The 21522-nt window shown below is 46.1% G+C and carries 14 protein-coding genes; 5 read left to right on the forward strand and 9 right to left on the reverse strand.

What is annotated here, in order from left to right; translation table 11 throughout:
• Nucleotides 1-9 precede the first annotated feature (9 nt).
• Complete coding sequence (locus HDC92_RS21785) at nucleotides 10-1371, reverse strand: DUF1080 domain-containing protein (RefSeq protein ID WP_183877095.1); 1362 nt, start codon at nucleotides 1369-1371, stop codon at nucleotides 10-12.
• 35 nt (nucleotides 1372-1406) lie between these two features.
• Nucleotides 1407-2453 (reverse strand): PmoA family protein, encoded by a 1047-nt coding sequence (locus HDC92_RS21790; RefSeq protein WP_183877096.1) that lies wholly within the window; start codon nucleotides 2451-2453, stop codon nucleotides 1407-1409.
• Between the two features lie 201 nt (nucleotides 2454-2654).
• On the opposite strand from HDC92_RS21790, the gene HDC92_RS21795 reads away from it, so the two are divergent.
• Genes HDC92_RS21795 through xseB form a run of 3 tightly spaced genes read left to right on the forward strand, consistent with a single transcriptional unit; the run spans nucleotide 2655 to nucleotide 5227 of the window.
• Nucleotides 2655-3674, forward strand: coding sequence for an LD-carboxypeptidase (locus HDC92_RS21795; RefSeq protein WP_183877097.1), 1020 nt, complete (start codon nucleotides 2655-2657; stop codon nucleotides 3672-3674).
• A complete protein-coding gene (gene xseA / locus HDC92_RS21800; protein ID WP_183877098.1) occupies nucleotides 3649-5043 on the forward strand; it encodes an exodeoxyribonuclease VII large subunit in 1395 nt (464 codons plus the stop codon). The genes HDC92_RS21795 and xseA overlap by 26 nt, the downstream gene beginning before the upstream one ends.
• On the forward strand, nucleotides 5018-5227 hold the full coding sequence (xseB, locus tag HDC92_RS21805; protein ID WP_015808015.1) for an exodeoxyribonuclease VII small subunit: 210 nt from the start codon (nucleotides 5018-5020) through the stop codon (nucleotides 5225-5227). Before xseA ends, xseB begins: the two co-directional genes overlap by 26 nt.
• Nucleotides 5228-5236: 9 nt before the next feature.
• Here xseB and HDC92_RS21810 read toward each other — a convergent pair whose 3' ends face one another.
• The 3 genes from HDC92_RS21810 to spt all read right to left on the reverse strand — a co-directional run bounded on the left by HDC92_RS21810 (nucleotide 5237) and on the right by spt (nucleotide 8627).
• On the reverse strand, nucleotides 5237-6229 hold the full coding sequence (locus tag HDC92_RS21810; RefSeq protein WP_183877099.1) for an NAD-dependent epimerase/dehydratase family protein: 993 nt from the start codon (nucleotides 6227-6229) through the stop codon (nucleotides 5237-5239).
• A complete protein-coding gene (locus HDC92_RS21815) occupies nucleotides 6226-7344 on the reverse strand; it encodes a hypothetical protein (protein ID WP_015808013.1) in 1119 nt (372 codons plus the stop codon). Before HDC92_RS21815 ends, HDC92_RS21810 begins: the two co-directional genes overlap by 4 nt.
• Nucleotides 7345-7421: 77 nt before the next feature.
• A complete protein-coding gene (spt, locus tag HDC92_RS21820; protein WP_015808012.1) occupies nucleotides 7422-8627 on the reverse strand; it encodes a serine palmitoyltransferase in 1206 nt (401 codons plus the stop codon).
• Between the two features lie 490 nt (nucleotides 8628-9117).
• On the opposite strand from spt, the gene HDC92_RS21825 reads away from it, so the two are divergent.
• A complete protein-coding gene (locus tag HDC92_RS21825) occupies nucleotides 9118-9423 on the forward strand; it encodes an RNA recognition motif domain-containing protein (RefSeq protein ID WP_015808011.1) in 306 nt (101 codons plus the stop codon).
• Between the two features lie 125 nt (nucleotides 9424-9548).
• Nucleotides 9549-10253 (forward strand): lysoplasmalogenase, encoded by a 705-nt coding sequence (locus tag HDC92_RS21830; protein ID WP_183877100.1) that lies wholly within the window; start codon nucleotides 9549-9551, stop codon nucleotides 10251-10253.
• Here the strand turns inward: HDC92_RS21830 and pbpC are convergent.
• The 4 genes from pbpC to topA all read right to left on the reverse strand — a co-directional run bounded on the left by pbpC (nucleotide 10250) and on the right by topA (nucleotide 21435).
• The gene (gene pbpC, locus HDC92_RS21835) at nucleotides 10250-12634 is read right to left on the reverse strand and encodes a penicillin-binding protein 1C (protein WP_183877101.1); all 2385 of its coding nucleotides are present in this window, start codon (nucleotides 12632-12634) and stop codon (nucleotides 10250-10252) included. The two genes, HDC92_RS21830 and pbpC, sit on opposite strands and share 4 nt — an antisense overlap.
• A gap of 150 nt (nucleotides 12635-12784) precedes the next feature.
• Entirely contained in the window at nucleotides 12785-18349 is a 5565-nt protein-coding gene (locus HDC92_RS21840) for an alpha-2-macroglobulin family protein (protein ID WP_183877102.1), read from the reverse strand.
• 81 nt (nucleotides 18350-18430) lie between these two features.
• The gene (locus HDC92_RS21845) at nucleotides 18431-18835 is read right to left on the reverse strand and encodes a hypothetical protein (protein WP_183877103.1); all 405 of its coding nucleotides are present in this window, start codon (nucleotides 18833-18835) and stop codon (nucleotides 18431-18433) included.
• Nucleotides 18836-18861: 26 nt separating this feature from the next.
• On the reverse strand, nucleotides 18862-21435 hold the full coding sequence (topA, locus tag HDC92_RS21850; protein WP_183877104.1) for a type I DNA topoisomerase: 2574 nt from the start codon (nucleotides 21433-21435) through the stop codon (nucleotides 18862-18864).
• Between the last annotated feature and the right edge of the window lie 87 nt (nucleotides 21436-21522).

Below are 21522 nucleotides of genomic sequence, written 5' to 3' on the forward strand. Positions count from 1 at the left end.
GCTAATATTTTATAGTTCTTTTAATTTAATACTTCTGAAGGATACACTGTCGCCATGGTCCTGGAGCAGGATATGGCCTTTAGGCGCCATACCAAAATTTTTCCAGTTCTTATATTTGCTTTCTGCAACCAATGCCTCAAACTCGGCCGATCCCCGTACATATTCAAGGATCTTAAATCCGTTTAAATAATATTCAACCTTATTGTTGGGATATACCTTAATTACCCCTTTGTTCCATTCGCCGATTTTCCTTTGTGCATTGGGTATTTTTTTGCTGGTGATCAGGTCATACAAAGAACCCAGTGTACGGTTACCGTTTTTGCCCAGTTTGGCATCCGGATGTCTCTCATCATCCAGTATCTGATACTCCAGCCCAATCGCCGAACCTTTATTGCCTTCAGTAAGGGTAACAAAATACTTAACCCCGCTATTTGCACCTTCAGTAAGTTTAAAATCAAACTTCATTTCAAAAGCACCGTATTGTTTAACCGTTACAATGTCTCCGCCATTGGTCGATTCCGCACCATTGGACTTCAGTACACTCAGCACCCCATCTTTAATCTCCCATCCCTTTTCAGGAAAACCAGGCTTATAGGCACCTTTCCAGCCATTACTGGTCTTACCATCCCATAACAGGCTGTATCCGTTTACTTTTTCGGCAGGCGACAGGTTATTGGGGATCATGTTCACCACAAATATATGGTCTGCTTTTGCAGGCTTCAGGTTTTCTGTCTGGATACGGATGTTCCTCCACCTGATCTGTTTACCCGGCTCATCATTTTTACCAATAGCATGTACCTGCAGGGCAATAAAACCTGAGGAGGTCATATCGTCAACTACATTAGCCGTAGGCACACCATTTACCCAGGTCCTGATCGAATTGCCAATGCATTCGATGTGGTATTTGTTCCATTCCCCCTTTTTAAAAGCTGTTTTACCTGCAGGGTTAATGTCCATCGGATACAGCCAGCCACGACGGGCCTCATCATAAATGCCTCCACTGTAGGCCCTGTCAGAAGGGTCTACCTCCATCTGATAACCATGCACCCTGCCTTCTTTATAGTCGGCCTTACTTTCACTCCTGAACTGTATGCCCGAGTTCATGGAATTGTCTACCAGCAATTCTACTTCAAAAATAAAATCACCATAGTTCTTCTCTGTAGCCAGGAAAGAATTAGGCGTATCGCGCACCGTAGTACCTACGATTTCCCCGTTTACAACTTCGTATTTTGCCTTTCCATTTAACTGTTTCCAGCCCTTCAGGTCTTTGCCGTTAAAAAGGTTTTGCCATTTCCCGCCTTGTGCCTGTAAAGTACCTGCGGTGCTGCCAAACAGCAAACCTGTTAAAATTAATAATTGTGAGGTTTTCATTAATGTTTATTGTTCTTGGTTAATTGTTTACGCTGTTAAAATTTAAAAGACTTTTGACTGCTGAAATCAGCCGCCTGTTTGTCCAGTTCCGCCGCAGTTTGTTGCTGACCAGAGCTAATCAGCACCCGGTACCGGAAAGTAACCGATTCACCCGGTTTCAAAGTCAGGTTCAGACTTTCCTTACCATTGCTAAAAATAGCCTGTCCAAGCGGATTGGCGGCAAACAGGCCATAATCACGGGCATGCCAATAGGTAGGGTAACCCGGGTTCTTAGGGTGGTCAATTATCGTGATCGATACCGGCTGACCGTCTTTCCGGCCATATAGCATACACCATTTACCCCTTGTTCCCCAGGCATCATTTCCTTTTTTCCCTTCACTGGTCAGGTAAGTACCGTTTGCCCCATTTTTGGCAGGCGATATTTTGGTCACAATCCCATTGTTGTCCGTATAGCTCTCTTCTTTATCCGATGGCAGCTCCAGCTCCTTGGTTACCCTTAAACCCAGCATGCCATCTTTAATGTCTTTAAAATATACAGTATCCTGCTGGGCGGTCAGGGTAGTGGTCCGGTCTATTGTCCGTGTACCAGCTGTGCCGCTAAATTCAAAAACAGTGGCTTCTTTCAGCAAAACCCGCTTATCCTGTCTTTCCCAATTGGCCGAATACACTAAATATCCATTATTTTTATTTTCCTGCAGCTTTTCTACCTTCACATTTCTGATCCAGCCATACTTCGATTTTTTGTCTGCAGGGATGTTATAGGAATTGTTCCAGAAATCCAGGCCGTTCACACTCTCGTAGTTCAGCCACAAGCCTACATGATGGGGGTGGTCAGTACGTTCATTGCCACGCTTTTCCAAAGGAAAACCACGCGTTACCGTAAATCCGCTGGCTGTAATTAAAGGATAAAGAATGGGTTTTTCAAGGTTATCCGGGTATAAAAAACTGGTAAAAGGCTTGCCGTCTACCAACACATCCACTTTTTGATGTGCTGCATCAGCTATAAAGTTCACTTTTTTTGTTTGTGCAATCGAATGTGCGCTAAGTATACAACAACAAACAGCAATCAGGTTCTTCTTCATTATATCTGGTTAAAATTGGTTAGCAATAGCACAAATAAATAACCTGTACAAGGCTAAGTTCGTAGCTAAATATACCCTTCTTAAAATACAATCAGGTCACAAATCTCGCCCTGTCACTAAAAAAATTACGAAAACGATTGAGTAAATTTCCCAAAATTATCACCAATAAGCCTTATAATTGTCTGTCCAAACCGCTTTTACATGAACCGTAAACATTTCCTCTCTTTCCTGGCCACAGCCGGCGTAACCATGACCACCTTTAAAGCATGGGCCAAGCCAGCTGAACTGGCAAAAGAAATAAAAATACCACCTTTTCTGCAGCCAGGTGATACCATCGGCATCACTTCCCCGGCAGGTTATATCACCACCGAACAGGTACAGCCAGCCGTACAGCTGATGGAAAGCTGGGGTTTTAAAGTCCAGATCGGAAATACCATAGGCAAACGCGATTTCAGCCTCGGCGGAACGGATGACGAACGTACGGCCGATTTACAGCAAATGCTGGATGATCCTAATGTAAAGGCCATTATGTGTGCCAGGGGCGGATATGGGGCAGTGAGGATCATTGACCGGATCAACTTTAGCAGGTTTAAGCAACAGCCCAAATGGGTCATCGGTTTTAGCGACATTACCGTGTTCCATTGCCACCTCAACAGGCAGCTCAATATAGCTTCCATACATTCAAAAATGTGCAACAGCTTTCCGTCCGACTGGTCGCTGGCCGAGCCCGTACAGATTGAGACCATTCTTTCGATCAGACAGGTGCTCAGCGGGCAGGATGTAAAATATACCGCCCCGCCGGTTAGTGGCAACAGGAACGGCAGGGCAGAGGGCAGCCTCATCGGCGGCAACCTCAGCATCATAGAAACACTTGCCGGCAGTGCATCCGACATTAACACAGATGGTAAAATACTTTTTGTAGAAGATACAGGCGAGTACCTGTACAGCATAGACCGGATGTTCTGGAACCTGAAACGCAGTGGCAAACTCGACAAGCTAAAGGGCCTTATTGTAGGCGGCTTTAAAATTAAGCCTGAAGATCCGGGCGATGAATTTGGCAGAACGGCCTACGAGATCGTCAGCGAAAAAATAAAAGAATATGATTATCCGGTATGTTTTGATTTCCCTGTAGGCCATCAAAAGAATAACTTTGCACTGAAGTGTGGTACAAAACACCTACTGAATGTTGATGCCAATGGAAGTTCACTCGTATCCATCTAACCCTGCAGCCATCAGGCTCTCTGAACTGGCCACACAGATCAGACAGGCCATAGATGGGGTATTCGGCAACCGTACCTTCTGGGTTATTGCCGATATAAGCAGCCATACCTATAAATCCCAAACCAATTACCATTATTTTGAACTGGTAGAGAAAGACAAAGGTTCTGCAAAGATCCTCAGCAAAATAGCCGGCAGGGCCTGGGGAAATGCATCGGTTAACATTTCCAATTTTGAACAGGCAACCGGACAAAAGTTCCAGAACGACATCAATGTGCTGGTACAGGTAGCTGTGCAGTACAACCCGGCATTCGGCCTGCAGTTAAACCTGCTCGATATAGATACCAGCTTTACCCTGGGCCTTTTTGAACAGCAGCGCAAAGAAACCCTGGCCCGCCTGCTCCGGGAAAATCCGGATTTTATACAAAAAGCAGGTGAACAGTATTTCACCCGCAATGGCAGCCTGGCCCTAAACCGGGTACTCCAGCGTATAGCTGTCATTTCTTCGGCCACTTCTGCGGGTTATCAGGATTTTAAACATACACTGGAAAACAATACTTTTGGCTACCATTTTATAATAGATGATTATTTTACGCCGGTGCAGGGCGAAGCCAATGCCAGACAGTTCCTGGCTAAAATTGTAGAGGTATTCCAGTCGGGCAAACCTTATGATACCCTGGTCATCATCAGGGGCGGAGGGGCACAGACCGACTTCCTCATCTTCGACAATTACGAGCTCAGCCGGGCCATCGCCAAATTCCCTGTACCGGTAATTACAGGTATCGGGCACCAGAAAAATGAGACCATTGCCGATTTAATGGCACATACGGCAACAAAAACGCCCACAAAAGCAGCCGAACTGATCATTGCACACAACAGGGCCTTTGAAGAAAACCTGCTGGGCATGCAAAAAATGATGCTCATTAAAACCTATCAGCTCATCAATTACCATAAGGACCGGCTCGCACAACTCAACCAAACCACCATCAGTACCAGCAGGGGCCTGCTGCATGAGCAGCAGCTCCACATCATCAGCCTCTCGCGGATGGTACTTGGCAACCCCAGGATCATCCTTTCCAACCGGCAAAAAGACCTCAGCAACCTCATCGGCAATATACAATCCTACAACCGGATGTATTTTGCTAATAAAAGAGGGTATATCGGTCATTTTCAGTCGGTAGTGCGACTCATGAGTCCCCAGAACATCTTAAACAAGGGTTTTGCCATCCTTAAAGTAAAGGGCAAAATTGCCGGCAATGCCGAAGATATTGAGGCAGGCACCGAACTTACCGTACGCCTGGCGGCTACAGAAATTAAAACTACAGTAATTACCAAATCAGCAATAGATGGAAACGACGAATTTAACCTATGAAAGCGCTTATAAAGAGCTGACAGAGATCGCACTGGAAATAGAAACAGAATCGGTATCGGTAGATGTGCTGGCCGAAAAAGTGAAACGGGCCTCAGACCTGATCGGCTTTTGCCAGGGCAAACTGCGCGCTACAGAAACAGAGGTAAACAAGATCATCAAACAAATGGAAAACCCGGCACCTTAGTCCGGCACCTTACAGCCAGTTGTTCAGTTTATACCATTTAAGGGTCTGCATTATCCCTTTTTCCAGGTTGTACTCGGGTACATAAGCCAGGTCGGCCTCGGCATTCTTTATGCTGCAGGCCCAGTTAACAGCGGTCAGTTCCGCCATCTTCTCTTTATTTAAAGTGGGTGTATCTTTACTGCCTGCATAAATAAGGTCCATCACAGCTGCCATAAAGGCTACCAGGGGCACAGGTAAATGGAACTTAAAGGTTTTTTTGTTTAAGGCCTTTTTGGTGTAATTGGCCAGGGCGTATCTGTTATAAATTTTCCCATCAGAAATGTTATAGGCTTTGTGGACCAAAGGAAGCTGCAGGGCTTTAATAATCACCCTGGCCAGGTCTTTTACATACACAAAACTCAGCTGCTGCTCAAAACGGCCAATATGTGGCTCAAGCCCTTTATTGATGCTGTCAAACAAAATAAACAGGTCTTTTTCCCTGGGCCCGTAAACGGCTGTAGGCCGGATGGTCACTAAAGGCAAGGTACTAAAGCCTGCCAGGTACTGTTCGGCCAGCAGCTTACTGGCGCCATAATTGGTTACCGGATGTCCTGCACTGTCGTCCTGGATTTCGCCCGATAGTTGTTTTAGCGGCCCCAGTGCAGCCAGGCTGCTTACAAAAACAAATTTCTCTAAACTGATATTGGCCGTACTTGCCGCAATGGCCAGGTTCCTGGTATAACCTGCATTGATCTCCTCGTATACCGCTTTGGTCTTGGCCTTGGTGGTACCCGCCGCATGGATAATGTAATGGTATTGTTTTTCTTCCAGCTCTGCTTTCAAAGCCTCCACATCTCTATAATCCAGGTCTGTATACCTGATGTCAAAATCCTTCAGGTGTGCCACATCACTGCTGTTGCGTACAGCCGCATAAACTTCAAGATCTGCTTTTAAAGCTTCTTTAATCAAATGATAACCCACAAATCCGCTCGCACCGGTAATCAATACCTTTTTTTTACTCATATCTCCCGTTCGTAGATCCTGTATTTCTTATAAGGGTCGCCTTTAATGGCAATAATAGCATTGTTCACCAGGTCGTTATGCTCCAGGGTCCAGGAAGCCTCGGCATATTCCATGCCTTTTGCACGGTAAGCCTTAATGATGCGGCCATAAATACAGGCCTCAATGCCCATTTTACGGTAACCATCAATTACCCCCAGCAGCAAGATCCTGATGCCCTTCACCTTTTTCTTGCCAAACAGCAATTTAAAGATCCCGGTAGGCAGTAACCGGCCTTTTTTAATTTTGATCTGGATCTGGTTCATATCCGGAATAGCGGCACCAAAACCTACCAGCTTGCCATCCTGCTCGGCCACTAGGCAAAAATCAGGGTCCAGCACCAGCTTCAGGTCTTTCGCCTGGTAATCAAACTCTTCGTCATTTAAAGGTACAAAGCCCATGTTCTTGTCCCATGCCTTATTGTAAACCTCGCGCAAAGCAGCAGCTTCCTGTTTAAAATTTTTCAGGTTAATTTTACGGATCACAATGTTACTGCGCTTTAAACGTTCTTCCAGCCGGTCTATCAGCTTTACAGAGCGGTCGTCATAATTGTCGCCGTTAAACCGCCATGCAATCAGGTCAACCTGTTTTTTCAGTCCCCAGCCCGCCAATAAGTCGGGATAGTAGCTGGCATTATAAGGCATCATCACCACGGGTGGCGAGTCAAACCCTTCAATCAGTAAACCACAGGACTCATTGGTAGAAAAGTTAACCGGGCCCATGATCTTATTTTTCACCCCTTTATCCTTCAGCCATTTCGCTGCAGTATCCAGTAACATACCGGCCGCTTCCTGGTCATTGATGCAATCAAAAAAACCAAAAAAACCGTCACTGGCATTGTTCATGGTATTGTGGCTGTTGTTTAAGATGGCTGCAATCCTGCCGATCACTTTTTCGCCATCAAAAAGCAAAAAACACTGCAAGGAAGAGTGTTTATGAAAAGGATGGGTAGTTAAAAGGTCGCGCTGCGCAATAAACAGTTCCGGAACATAGTTCGGATCAGCTTTATACAGCTCATGTGGAAAATCTATAAATGTTGCTAACTGTTTCTTGGTGCTAACGGCAACAATTTCTTTCATTGGTTTAAGATTTGGTTTAGAGGGATATGTTTATAAAAAACAAAGGCTTAATCTGTAAATTAAGCCTCTGGTCATTTTTATATAGTTTCCTGGAATGATTTTACCTGCACTTCTTTTGCAGCGGCCGACAATTTTTCTACGGCTTCTTCAATCTGTTCAAAAGTATGCGTAGCCATCAGCGAGAACCTGATCAGCGAAGAATCGGAAGGAACAGCAGGGGATACCACAGGGTTCACAAAAATCCCGTTGTTACTCAGGATATTTGTTACCATAAAGGTTTTGTCATTGTCCCTGATGTAAACCGGAATGATCGGGCTGTCGGTATGACCAATGTCAAAGCCTGCCTCAACCAGTAGTTTTTTGGCATAATTGGTATTTGCCCAAAGCTTGTCTATACGCTCCGGCTCCGATTCAATGATGTCCAAAGCAGCAATTACACTTGCAACAGCACCCGGAGGCATACTGGCACTAAACATTAAAGAGCGTGCCCGGTGTTTTACAAATTCTATGGTTTCTTCTGTACCGGCAATAAAACCACCCAGCGAAGCCAGTGACTTGCTAAAAGTACCCATAATCAGGTCAACCTCATCCGTTAAGCCAAAATGTGAAGCCGTACCCGCACCGTTAAAGCCAATCACACCCAGGCTATGGGCATCATCCATCATAATATTGGCGCCATATTCATTGGCTATTTTTACAATTTCCGGCAGGTTTACCAGGTCGCCCTCCATACTGAAAATACCATCCGCAACAATCAGCTTGGCTGCGTCTTCAGGTAAACGGCTCAGTTTCTTGCGCAGGTCGTCCATATCGTTGTGGGCATATTTGATAGACCTCGAAAAGGATAAACGACTGCCGTCAATGATCGAGGCATGGTCATATTCATCCAAAATCAGGTAATCATTTCTATCCAGTAAACAGGAGATCACACCCAGGTTTACCTGAAAACCTGTACTGAACAATACAGCGGCTTCCTTGCCCACATAAGCAGCAAGCCTTTTTTCCAGTTCAATATGGATATCCAGTGTCCCGTTTAAAAACCTCGAACCCGCACATCCGGTACCATACTTGTCTATTGCAGCTTTAGAGGCTTCTTTAATCTTAGGGTGATTAGTTAAACCGAGATAGGAATTAGAGCCAAACATCAGCACCTTCTTCCCATCTATCACCACTTCTGTATCCTGGCCTGATTCTATTGCACGGAAATAAGGATATAGACCCTTTTCCTTAATTGCGTTAGCGTCTTTAAAAGCTGCTATCCTATCGTATAATTTTTTGCGCATGCTGGTACTTGTATGTTTAGATCACAGAACTTTTTAGTTGATATTGTTTTGTTATGTAACATGAGGAATTATCTGTCCTGTATTTAATAAATACCCCATCATTTTTTATCTGACTAAATTAACAATTTTGTCAATTTGTAAAACTTCCCAAAGCTAAGATCATAAACACAGAAAACAAAACTTGAAGTCAACCAAGTTTCAATATATTACTTTTTAAAATAAAATTTACAATTTTCTTATAATTAAATTCAAATCTGCCTCGTGTTAATAGCCTAAAAATACAAACTTTTACACAATGACACCCAAAATGCCTGCCACATTTTTTTAACACCCTGATATTTACTTAAAATAATTTCTCATCCCAGTAACAAACCAGCCAAACAAAATCTGTAATTAATTGTTGATACCGCAACAATTATACTTATAACTGACACTTACATTGAATTTTAAGCGAAAAAATGCTTATTTTTGTACAAATTTTTAAACATTAATGAAGATATTTATTACAGGCCTTCCTTTAGAAGTAGGGGAAGATGAATTAACAGCCGTATTTGGTGATTTCGGTCAAGTAAAATCACTTAGGATAATCAAAGATCGTGAGACTGGTCAAAGTCGTGGTTTTGGTTTTGTGGAAATGCCTGTTGAAGAAGAGGCAAAAGAAGCAATCAAACGCATGAACGGCGGCGATTACAACGGTAACCGCATCAAAGTTGCTGAAGCACAGGAAAAACCAAACACTGGTGGTGCTGCAGGTGGTGGCTTCAGACGCAACAACCGTACAGAAAAAAGCTATTAAGCTTTTTAATAACAGATTTCTATAGTATCCATCTATATCAAACAGCAGTTATAACCTGGTTGTAACTGCTGTTTTTAGTTATAGTTTTTATAGCTTTGACCAAAATCACAAAAGAAGAGGTCACAATGCTAAAAAAACACCCCTGGTTTCATCTCCTGTTTGTCTTCGTCTTTATCCTGCAGCTCCTGTCAGTATGGAACAGCGCAACAGCACTTGCCGCTTTCAGCAAACCCCTTATTGTTATCTCCCTGCTCATCATGCTCAGTGTCAGCACCCGCTTAAAGGGCCGCTTTCACAAACGGATATTCACCGGCTTGGTTTTTGCCCTGGCAGGCGATGTATTGCTGATGTATGCCGCAGGCAACGAAAACTTTTTTATAGGGGGACTGGCCGCATTTCTGCTCTGTCACCTCTTTTATATCCGTGCTTTTTATCTCGATTTTAAATCTGCCCCCGAACTGGACAAAAAAGGGGCAAGGATAGCTATTTTTTGCTGCGCAATACTGGCCATCAGCTTTTATTTTTACCTCAGGCCGCAGCTCGGCATCATGAAACTCCCGGTCATGGTCTATATCCTGGTCATCAGCATGATGATGATGATGGCCTGTTTCCGCAACCAGCGGGTAAACAGCAGCAGCTTTAAGCTCATCCTTTTTGGCGCGCTGTTTTTCGTGTTTTCTGATGGTATTTTAGCGTATAACAAATTTGTAAGCCCCATCAGCCATTCAGGAGTATGGATCATGGCCAGCTATATGATTGCTCAGTACCTCATCACCATGGGTGCCGTGGAACGCACACTGCTGCACAATCAGCCCATACCGGAAGCTTAGTTTTTCTCCTTATCCAGAATGGTAAAAGTCTGCACCAGCCTTTCCCCGTTTTCATCTACCAGGGTCAGGGTATGTTTTCCGGGCGCCGGACTCACTGCCAGCTGGTGATAGTTTTTTGTAGTGGCCACATATGCCCCGTCTATATGCCAGTAAATCTTTATGTCCGCATCCCGGTGGGTCGCATTCAGCACCACTTTACCGCGGCTCCCATCCAGCTCCAGCGGTACATAAATGCTGGCATTGTTCTTCGGATAGATCATCTCCATCACATAATTGCTGCCCACATCCCCGCAACCCGGCTTAAAGGGGGGCAGCACTTTATAATCGCTGTTCTTGATCTTATAATAGTATTCCATTGCCGGTGGCAATATAAACCAGGCCCTGTGTTGCATCTCAGCAGGTGCTTCACATGCATCTGTTACCCTGTAGGTACCTGTCCTGTCCAGGTGTACCAGCTTATGGTAGGGGCAAAGCACTGTTTTTTCTCCCGCCGGGGAAACCAGTTCTTCCAGTACATCCCCACAATATTCGCCGGCCTTATAACCGCTTTGCCGGCATACACGCATCTTTTTTAATTTGTTTTTAGGTGTCCGGAACCATTTTCCTGCCGGCAGCTGCTTAAAAATATCAAACAGTACCGGTGCTGCCGCATCAATCCCTGTAAGGCCCGGGCGGCCTTCACCATCGGCATTGCCCACCCATACACACACCACATAATCCGGGTTTAGCCCAACCGCCCAGGCATCCCTGAAACCAAAACTTGTCCCGGTTTTCCAGGCCAGCCGCTGCGAAGACGAAAACTGTTCCCATAAACCTTCTTCACCAGGGCGCATCAGTTCTTCCATGGCATTAAAGGCATTCCAGATCGAACCATGGTCGAACACCGAGTTTACCTGCGTTTCATCACCATCATACCGCGTATCCCGCCTGGCATTTATATAAAGCGGTTCATCGTAATCATGGGGGTTATACCGGCCTTTATAATCGTTAAAATGGTTTAAGGTACGGGCCATGCCCATATATGTCCTGGCCAGGTCCCACATCGTTACCTCACTGCCCCCCAGGATCAGCGAAAGGCCATAATGGTCGGCCGGCCGGTTCAAGGTACTGAAACCCAGTTTTTTCAGCTTATCGTAAAAACGCTGGTATTTATAGGTCTGCAGCATTTTCACCGGAGGGATATTTAAAGAACGGCTCAGGGCCCTGTCGGCCGGAATAGCTCCGTCATAACCCAAATCGTAATTCTGGGGCGAATAGCCCCCAATCTGGGTGGGCACATCCGGTATCAGGGTACGCGGTAAAATGAACCCATCGTTCAGCATACTGGCATACAGCAGGGGTTTTAAGGTGCTACCCGGACTCCTTGCCGCCCTGATCATGTCCACATGGCTTTCCAGTTCCTTATTTTCAGGCTGATAGATATTCCCCACATAACTCAGTACGGTACCTTTTTTCACATCCAGCACCAGGGCAGCAATGTTATTGATGTCGTTGGCCCGGTAACGGTTGTTGTAGCGCTTAAGCAGGGCGTTTAACTTCAGCTGCAAATCGTAATCCAGCGTAGAGCTGATCCTTGTTCCTTTATTTTTTAAGGATGCCTGCTCGCTTTTAAAGCGGTTCAGCAGGTGAGGGGCATATTGCGGCAGGGCCTGTGGCTTACCAGGAATAGGCTCAAGCTTGGATAAATTGGCCGTAGCCTGGTCTATGGTCCCCAATACAGCCAGCTTATCCAGCAGATCGTTCCGTTTTTTGATGAGCCTGGCCGAATTTTTACCGGGATGGACCAGCGCCGGGCTGTTTGGCAATACCGCCAGCGTAGCCATTTCTCCCCATGACAAAGCCTCCGGCCCACGCCCAAAGTAACGCCATGAAGCCGCTTCCAGCCCTACAACATTGCTCCCAAAGGGTGCATTGGCCGCATATAGTTTTAAAATGTCATTTTTAGAATGTCCCAGTTCCAATCTCAGGGCCAGCACCATTTCAATCAGCTTCTGGCCTATGGTACGGCTTTCCCGCCGCGACAGGCGGATCACCTGCATAGTCAGCGTACTGCCTCCACTTACCACAGTACGGGCCTTAAAATTCTGGCGCATGGCCCTGCCCATCGCTAAAATATCGATCCCCGGATGCTGATAAAAACGCTTGTCCTCAAAAGCGACAATACATTGTGCAAACTTCTCCGGAACACTATCCGCTACCGGAAAACGCCATTGCCCGTCCCTGGCAATAGCTGCACTCAGCAGTTCCCCGTTCGAAGCTTCCAGTACATAGGAGCTGGGCGACCGGAACAGCTTTGAAGGTAGCGACAACAGAAATACCAGCAGCAGTACCAGGCAGCATACATCTGTAAAAAGGATGATTTTTTGTTCCTTTAATAACATTCCATTTTTTCAAAACACACAGGTAACAATTTCCCGCAACAATTGATCTCTAATAAATCAATCGTCATGGAAAAAATTGTTACCTTCTTAAAATTATCAGCTGGCTTTATCAAATACCTCTTAATCAATGTATGGCCAAGATTATAGTCCTTATTTAATCACCTGCACCCATTTGCCTGCCTCAGTTGCGCTGATACTGTTGTTATACATGGCCTCACATTGTACGGCCGACAAATAATAACGTCCTATATAAGACGCATTTAACAGCACTTTATAGGTTACAGTCTCATTTTCCCTCAGGTTAAAATAGGTAAATACCCGGTCGTCCCTGATGTCCCTGTACGTATAAGGGGAGGCCGCAAGGATACTTTCATTGTCGTTAACCCTGGTATTGATGATCTCCCAGCCCGAAGGGAAGATCTGTGTCAGTGCCATCTGTTCGTAATAACCCATTTTACCTGGGTTCTTAACCACCACTTCTGCATAAAAATCAGTTCCCTGTTTCAATACGGAAGGGTCCAGCGCTTTACCATTTAACAGCTTATAGCTCACGCTCATGTCCAGCATATCCGGATTGTTGGGCAGAAAATCATTTTGCCCCGCTGCCGGCTGTCCTTCCAGTACCAGGCCCACAAACAGTACCCTGCTGCCCGAATTGCTGATGCTTACGCCATTGCCGCCTTTAAAGCTCAGCGCCGTACTGTTCAGGAACTGGTTTGAATTTACATTGCCCTTTTTACCATCAATGGTATAGCTGAACTGCAGGTTATTAGCTGCCGAATTTGCTCCGCAAAATTTGGCAATGGCCAGCAGGCTGTATGCCGTGGTCTGCGTGCTGTACCAGTCGTCTTTACCCATTTTTACGGCTAGCGACTGCACCAGCCGTCCTGCTTCAGCCTTGCGGCCCAGTAAGGTCAGTGTCTCCAGGATCATGGCCTCATCCCTGATGTCCGATCCGTAAGTACCACCAAGCTGGTTGTAAGGCTTAACTTCTATCGCTAATCCTTTGATCAGGTTATTTGCTGCATCCGACTGGCCTGCAAGCTTATAAGCTGCTGCCAAACGCCATTTGGCGCTTACCGACAAATATTGAAAGGCCCTTAAGCGGTTCATGGCAGCCATATCCGGCCTTTTGGCCAAAGCCAGTACATATAAACGATAGGACTGTGAAAGGTCGCCTCCATAAAAATTGGTACTGTTGGGCGACCAGTTGGCGGCCTTTGTTTTCAAATAGCGCGCCAGCTCATCCAGCATCCCCACAGGTATGGTATAACCTGCGTTCTGGGCCTCTACCAGGAAATGCCCTGCATAATTGCTGCCCCATTCGTCGGCAGTGCTGGCACCAGGCCAGTAGCCCAGTCCCCCTTCAGTAGTCTGAAAGCTGCGCAACCTTGCAATACCTGCCTTCAGGTTCCTGTCGGCACCGGCTTTCTGCTGTTCCGTTAACGGGCTCAGTTTACTCAAAAACAACTGCGGAAATACTCCGGAAGTGGTTTGCTCTACACAGCCATGCGGATATTGCATCAGATAGCTTAATCGTTTTTTAAGGTTAATGGGAGGGATGGACGATACTTCCACACTGCCCGAATTGGTACCTGCCATACCTATAGGTACATATTGGGTACCCCAGTTGCGGCCAGGTTCTATTACGGCCGACAGCACATTGGTAACAAAAGGGTTAGGGTTACGGATATCCAGCTCTACATCATAAGCGGTTTTTTCTGTTCCACCTGGCGTAACGCTCTGAGCTACCAGCCGTATTTTAGCGATGCCGGTCATTTCCGGGGCCTTCACCTCAAAATAGGCCATTTGTTCGCCCGGTTGCTTAAAGCTCATCTCTATGGTCCTTAGCCCCTGTACCTGCAAATTCTGGGGCTGCAGTTGCAGGGTTACCTTTTTAAGGTTGGCTTCAGTTGCAAATACCGTGGCCGGAAGCGTAAAGCTTTCGCCAGGGCCTATCACTCTTGGTACTGTAGCCAGCAGCATGAGCGGCTTTTTCACCTGCACACTTTTTTCGGCCTTGCCATAGGCACCATCCTGGCCGGCAACTACCATGGCCCTTACCGCGCCAATGTATTGTGGCAGTTTAAATTTATGCGTTTGCGAAGCGCCTTTGCCCAAAGCAAAAGGCCCCATGTATTTTACTACCGGCACAAACCTGTTGGCCTTGGCCGGGTTCAGGTTTTTATTGATGCTGCCATCCCCGCCAATACTCAGGATGCGTTCCAGATTGCCACCCCAGGCACCCAAAACATAGTCAAACAGGTCCCATGTTTTTACACCCAGGCCTTCACGGGCATAAAATACACCATGCGGATCCGGCGTTTTAAACCTGGTCAGGTCAAGCAAACCTTCATCTACAATGGCAATGGTATAGGTAATGGCCTTGCCATTCTGCTCGCTTACTGTAATGCTGCTTTCGGTTTCGGGTCTTATTTTATCGGCCATCCTGATTACCGGTTTCAGTATGGTCTGCGGGTCTTCCACCAGCAGGGGAATGGCCCCGTACATCCTGATCGGCAAATCGTTTACCGTTTGTGCATGTGGCTGTAACAGCGTTACATTGGCAAATACATTAGGTGCCATTTCCTTTTCGGCTTTAAACTTAAACTGCGTTTGCCCGGCTTTGGTATCCGTCCAGAAAGTCTTTAATACCTTACTGCCGTTTTCTATCGAGATCAGGGCCCTGCCACCGGCACCCGAAGGGATGGTCAGCACCACTTCTTCGCCTACATTAAATTTCGTTTTATTGGCCGTAAAAGAAAGCATGGAAGCCTCGGTAGGGTTGTTGCCCTGTTCGCGCTGGGCCCAGCCCGGCCAGTCGATATACACCGATTTACCTGTAACATGTCCGCCATTTACATCCCGTACCAGCACCAGGTAACGGCCCCATTCCGGTTCATCGATCCTGATTTTCCAGCTGCCTTTACCGTCCTGCAGTGTAATGTTTTCCTTTTTGACCAGTTTGTTATAAGAATTCTGGGTAAAATTGGCAAAGGAGTTCTCGTTGTCCTGTTCCCACCACCAGCGCCATTGCACTTTATACAATTCTACATCTACCGTTTTACCGCCCTGTACAAGTTTCCCGTTCCGGTCTACATTCACAATGTCAATCTTATGGTCCTGGCCGGTCAGCAGCATGCCACTCATTTTATCGCCCTCAGGTGTTTTGATGCCATAATAATTGCTGTATACATGATAGGGGATGCTGAAATTGTCGATACTGAAATTACCGCCTGCCTCAAATACCTTGGTGGTAAAATTGGCCTTCAGCATACCCGGAGCTGTATTGTTCTCGTTTAAATTGGTATTTACCGTAGCTGTTCCGGTTTCGCGTAAGGTACCTTCAAATATGGTTTTGACCTGCGACTGGAACACGACCGTCGGGTTGTCAAAAGTATAGGCTTCAAAGCCCTTAAAGGTAGTCTGCATGGTATTCAGGTTCACATCCACCTTGGCTTTCAGGTGCTTGCCCGGCGCACCAAACAGCCAGTTGGCCGAAAGGGTAGCGGTAGAAGGCCCGCCAGAACCCAGATAGGTACGGTTGCCAATGTCGAAACTGATCTTCAGACGGTTTGGCATTACCGTTTCAATCTTAATGGTTTTAGAAAAGGTAGCACCACCGGCCTTCACTTTGGCCAGCCAGTTTCCTGTGGGTGCCGTGCTTTCTGTAGCCGTCCTGAATGCATAAAACCCGTTTAAAGGCTTGCCATTGATCATCCTTTTGATCAGCTGTCCCTGAGGGTTATACAGTTCAAAAGTAACCGGATAGCCACCCGGCAGCTTTTTGAGCTTGTCTTCCAGTACAAAGGACAGGAATACAGAATCTCCGGGACGCCAAACCCCGCGTTCACCATAAATAAAGCCTTTAAGACCGTTCTGCACCACATCACCACCTACATCAAACCTGCTCAGTGGCAGCGAATTTCCATCATCCAGCTTCAGGTAACCCCGCTCATCACCATTTTTGGCCACCAGTAAGAAGGGTTTTCTTTTCAGGTCAAACGAAGCCATACCGTCCCCATCCGTTTTTACGGTATGGATCAGCTGGCGCTGGTAATCCAGCAGTTCCAGGGTTACCCCGCTCAAAGTTTTGGCCGTCAGCAGGTCAGTCGCAATGATCAGCATGCTGTTGTCATTTCCACGTTTCGCTATCAGGCCAATGTTCGAGGCCATTAAATTCCGGCTTGCCCAGCGTTCATTGGTATAATAGGATGGGGTGCAAGGGTTATCGCGGTCTTCCCAGCGGTAATTGTTCGGATAATAGCTGTTATAGCGCTCCCAGAACTCATCATCTTCGTCAATTTTCTCGCCATAGCGCTCATAATCCCCATCAGCAGCCCCAGCTTCGGCCTCTGCACATTTATACACATTGTAGGCCTGCCTGAAACCAATGGTAATGCGGTACATGGCACCTGGCTCTGTACGGATGACCTTATCCAGGTCTAAGGTAAAACGATGTTTTTTATGCAGGTCAAGCGCTTTATCTTCATCCAGCCGTATGGTTTTCTGCACCACCGGTTTACCCACACGGCGCAGCTCGCCGCCATCTTTATAATTATTGGTCTGAAAAAACTGCGGGATATTGTTCTCATAGATCTTGATCACTGTCACATCCACAGCTCTCAGGTTTACCGCTTCAAAAGGCAATACCAGCTTTCCCGAATTCGGGATAATGGTGCCACTGCCCGCAATCACTACCGAAGGCAGCTTGTTTTCAAATACGATGTTTGCTGTTTTGCCGGCCTGTAATTTTTTACCGTTGATGTTCTCTACACCTTCATTAACGGCAACAGAAAAGTTGCCCTCCAGCGTAGTAGGAGAATAGATCTTAACCTGGCTGCCATCTATCGTGAATCGGAGGTCCGACTGTCCGGCCAGCGAGATCAGTCCGTTCAGGTCCTGGCCCACACCTACAGGCTCCGAAAACTGTACCAGTGCAAAGTCTTCCAGGTCCTGCACCGACCGGATGTCCAATACCTTAAACACTCCATTAGCAGGCACTAAAACCGTTTCTTCCCCCTTGCTTTCGGCACCAATAGGGCTGCCCGACCATTTCAATACCAGCTTATTTTCAGCACCGGTCTTTTTAATGCTGTCTACCGTAAATACAGAAGTGTTTTTTGCCGGGTTATGCTGCCATTTTACTTTAAGTGATGGTGTAAATTCGACCGACAAAGCCTTTTCAATCAGCTTGGTATCTTCCTGATCGGAAGTACTGATCTCACCGCTCAGCTTCATGTAGTCCAGCGAAGTATTGTTCTGCGACACCAGTCCGTTCTGTACCAGGTTCATGCCCGGCTTAATTACCCTGAAATCAAATTCAAATTCTTCAAGGCCTTTTTCGGTATCCATCAGCTTTTCCAGTTTAAAGGTAGCTTCATAAGTTTCACCCGGCTTAAGGCTCTCCTCAGGCCTGAATTCCAGGGTCTGCGCATCAATCCAGTAAGTTTTACCCTTAATGCCCGGAGAAAAGCTGAACAGCTCCCGGCTATCTGCCACACCAATATCAGCCATGGTTTTCACCTGGTTGGCCAGGTGTACCCTGATGAAGCTCTTTTTAGAGACTGTACCCGAAGTATAGGCTTCTATGTATTTGGAATATTGCTGGTTATAATCTTTGGGTCTTTCCTTTTTAAAAAAGAAAACAGAACCTATACCAAGCAGTACAAGCGCAACAGCGCCAATAAGGAAGTATTTTTTATTCTTCTTCATGCACGAATGTTTAACAATAAGATGTGTAGGAAAAATAACAAAAAGGTTTGGCTTTAAAGCACAATTGTTATCAACAGGCCTTTATTTGATCATTACGCCTGGCATGTTGACCAGGGGAACGTGGATCAGGTTTTCATCTACAATACTTTCCGGAAGGAAGATGAATTTCTTATCGTAAATCACGCCATCTATGTAATAGCTGAGCCAGTATTCGTTGGTAAGGCCAAAAACCTCAGGGTCTATGGCTTCTACGCCAGAAAAAGATTTGGCTTTCAGGTCGCCAATAAAATGGCGCAAAACGGAGGTTTTTACCATTTTACCATCTTTTTCGCCATAACCTTTAGAGCTGATCAGCGCATTATCCAGTGCCACATCCTTCAGGTTTACAATATATACTGTCCAGTTTTTCACTTCTGGTGTTTCACCGATCAGCACTACGGCCATCGCCACATCTTCAACTATATTTTCAGGAAGATCTTTCTTCATAGGTTATGCGTCTTGTGTGCCCAGGCTTACTTCTTTGCTACTGCTTTCTTTTTTGCAGGTGCTTTCTTCGCAGCTCCCGGTTTTTTTGCAGCGGCTTTCTTTTTAGGTTCAAATGCATTTGGCACCTGCTCTACAATCAGCTTCTTCACTTCATCCAAAGCAATTGATGCCAGTTCCTCAGGGGTATACTTATCATTCGTGGCCGGGTTTTTACGCAATTTCAGCATTTCCTTGCCAAAACGGATAAAGGGTCCCCATCTGCCATTTTCGATCGCGATCTTTTCGGCAGGCCATTGCTGGATAAACCTGTTGGCCTCTTTTTCGATCTTTTTACCGATCAGCTCCTCAATATCCTGCTGCGAAAGCCTGTCGAAATTATAGGCCTTTGGCACATTGATAAACAGGTCGTTCCATTTGATAAAAGGCCCAAACCTGCCTGTACCCTTGGTAACCGGCATGCCCTGGTAATGTGCCACCGGTGCATCGGCCGTAATTTTCTCGCCAATGATCTCTATGGCACGCGCCTGGTCTATCGACAATGGGTCTTCATTCTTTGGTACAGAAATAAAGGCATCGCCCCATTTCACATAAGCCCCAAAACGGCCAACTCCAACAGAAACTTCTTTACCCTGATAATCTTCTAAAGAAAAAGGAAGTTTAAACTGCTCTAAAGCCTCTTCCAGTGTAACTGTACCTACCGATTGCGATTTGGACAAACTGGCATAACGTGGTTTTTCTTCATCGTCATTTTCACCGATCTGTACCAGCGGGCCAAAGCGGCCAACCTTGGTGTAAACATTTTTACCAGTTGCCGGGTCCAGTCCCAGCAAGCGCTCTCCATTGGCCCTGTCGGCCGTTTCCAGCGTATTTTCTACTTCCAGGTGAAAGGGCGTATAAAAGGAGTGGAGCATTTTTGTCCATTCCTGCAGGCCCTGCGCAATCTCGTCAAACTCCTTCTCTACATTCGCTGTAAAGTTAAAATCAACAATACCTTTAAAATGTTCTACAAGGAAATCGTTCACCACCTCGCCAATATCCGTAGGGAAGAGCTTGCCTTTTTCAGCACCCGTAATTTCTGTTTTTGTCTTTTTGGTTACCGAACCATTGCTCAGTTCTATGGCTGCAAAGCTACGCTGGCGGCCATCACGGTCTTCCTTAACCACATATCCGCGGTTCTGGATGGTAGAGATGGTTGGCGCATAAGTAGAAGGCCTGCCTATACCCAGCTCTTCCAGCTTCTTAACCAATGAAGCCTCTGTATATCTTGCCGGCGGTCTCGAAAACCTTTCCGTTGCATTCATCACTTTTAAAGTCAGCGCCTGTCCCCTCGAAAGTGCTGGAAGCATATTGTTGCCCTCCGAGTCTTCCGCATCCTCTTCATCGGAAGATTCCAGGTATACTTTTAAAAAGCCGTCAAATTTCAATACTTCACCTTCTGCAATCAGCTGTTCCTTACGGGTGCTGATACCGATCTGTGCAGTAGTTTTTTCAAACAGCGCTTCACTCATCTGTGAGGCAATGGCTCTTTTCCAGATCAGCTCATACAGGCGTTGCTCCGAACTGTCGCCCGGCACGGTATGCTGGTTGAAATAAGTAGGGCGGATGGCCTCGTGTGCCTCCTGTGCACCAGCAGATTTTGTTTTATAAGTTCTTGGCTGATGGTATTTATCGCCCCAGGCCGACCTGATTTCGCTGGCCGCAGCCTGTAAAGCGGTTTCCGACAAATTCACCGAATCTGTCCTCATATAGGTTATTCTTCCACTTTCGTATAGCCTTTGAGCAATCTGCATCGTCCTGCTTACCGAATAGCCCAGCTTCCGCGAAGCTTCCTGCTGTAGGGTAGAGGTGGTGAAAGGCGCTGCAGGATTACGTTTGGCGGGCTTTGTTTCCAGGCTGTCGACCGAAAACCCGGCCCCTGCACAATCGTTCAAAAACTTTTCTGCATCAGCTTCTTTTTCAAAACGCTGTGGCAGCTCTGCTTTAACCAGCTCTTTTCCATTACCGGTAACAAATTCGGCAGTAATTTTAAATGCTGCAGCAGCATTGAATTTATTGACTTCACGTTCCCTGTCGACAATGAGGCGAACGGCGACAGACTGTACACGCCCGGCCGACAAAGAAGGCTTAATTTTTTTCCATAATACCGGCGAAAGTTCAAAACCTACCAGCCTGTCCAGCACCCTGCGAGCCTGCTGGGCATTAACCAGGTTGTAATCTATGCTGCGCGGGGTTTCTATTGCTTTTAATATGGCGGGCTTGGTGATCTCATGAAAAACAATCCTTTTGGTCTTATTTTCCTTCAGTCCCAGGGTTTCATACAAATGCCAGGATATGGCTTCTCCTTCGCGGTCCTCATCGGATGCGAGCCATACCATTTCTGCGTCTTTGGCCAATTTCTTAAGTTCTGCTACCACCTGCTTCTTATCGGACGGCACTTCATAGGTCTGGGCAAAATTATTGGCAGTATCAATCGCCATATCCCCTTTAACCAAATCACGGATGTGCCCGTAACTCGATTTAACTAAAAAATCCTTACCTAAATACCCTTCGATGGTTTTTGCTTTTGCAGGTGACTCTACTATTAATAAATTTTTCGCCATTCAGACCGTTTTTCTGCAAATAAAGCTATAAATACCGCTAATATCAAAATCGAAGCTAAAATTTATGATAAAATAATTCAGGACGAA

The sequence above is a fragment of the Pedobacter sp. AK017 genome, from assembly GCF_014200825.1.
GTDB lineage: Bacteria > Bacteroidota > Bacteroidia > Sphingobacteriales > Sphingobacteriaceae > Pedobacter > Pedobacter heparinus.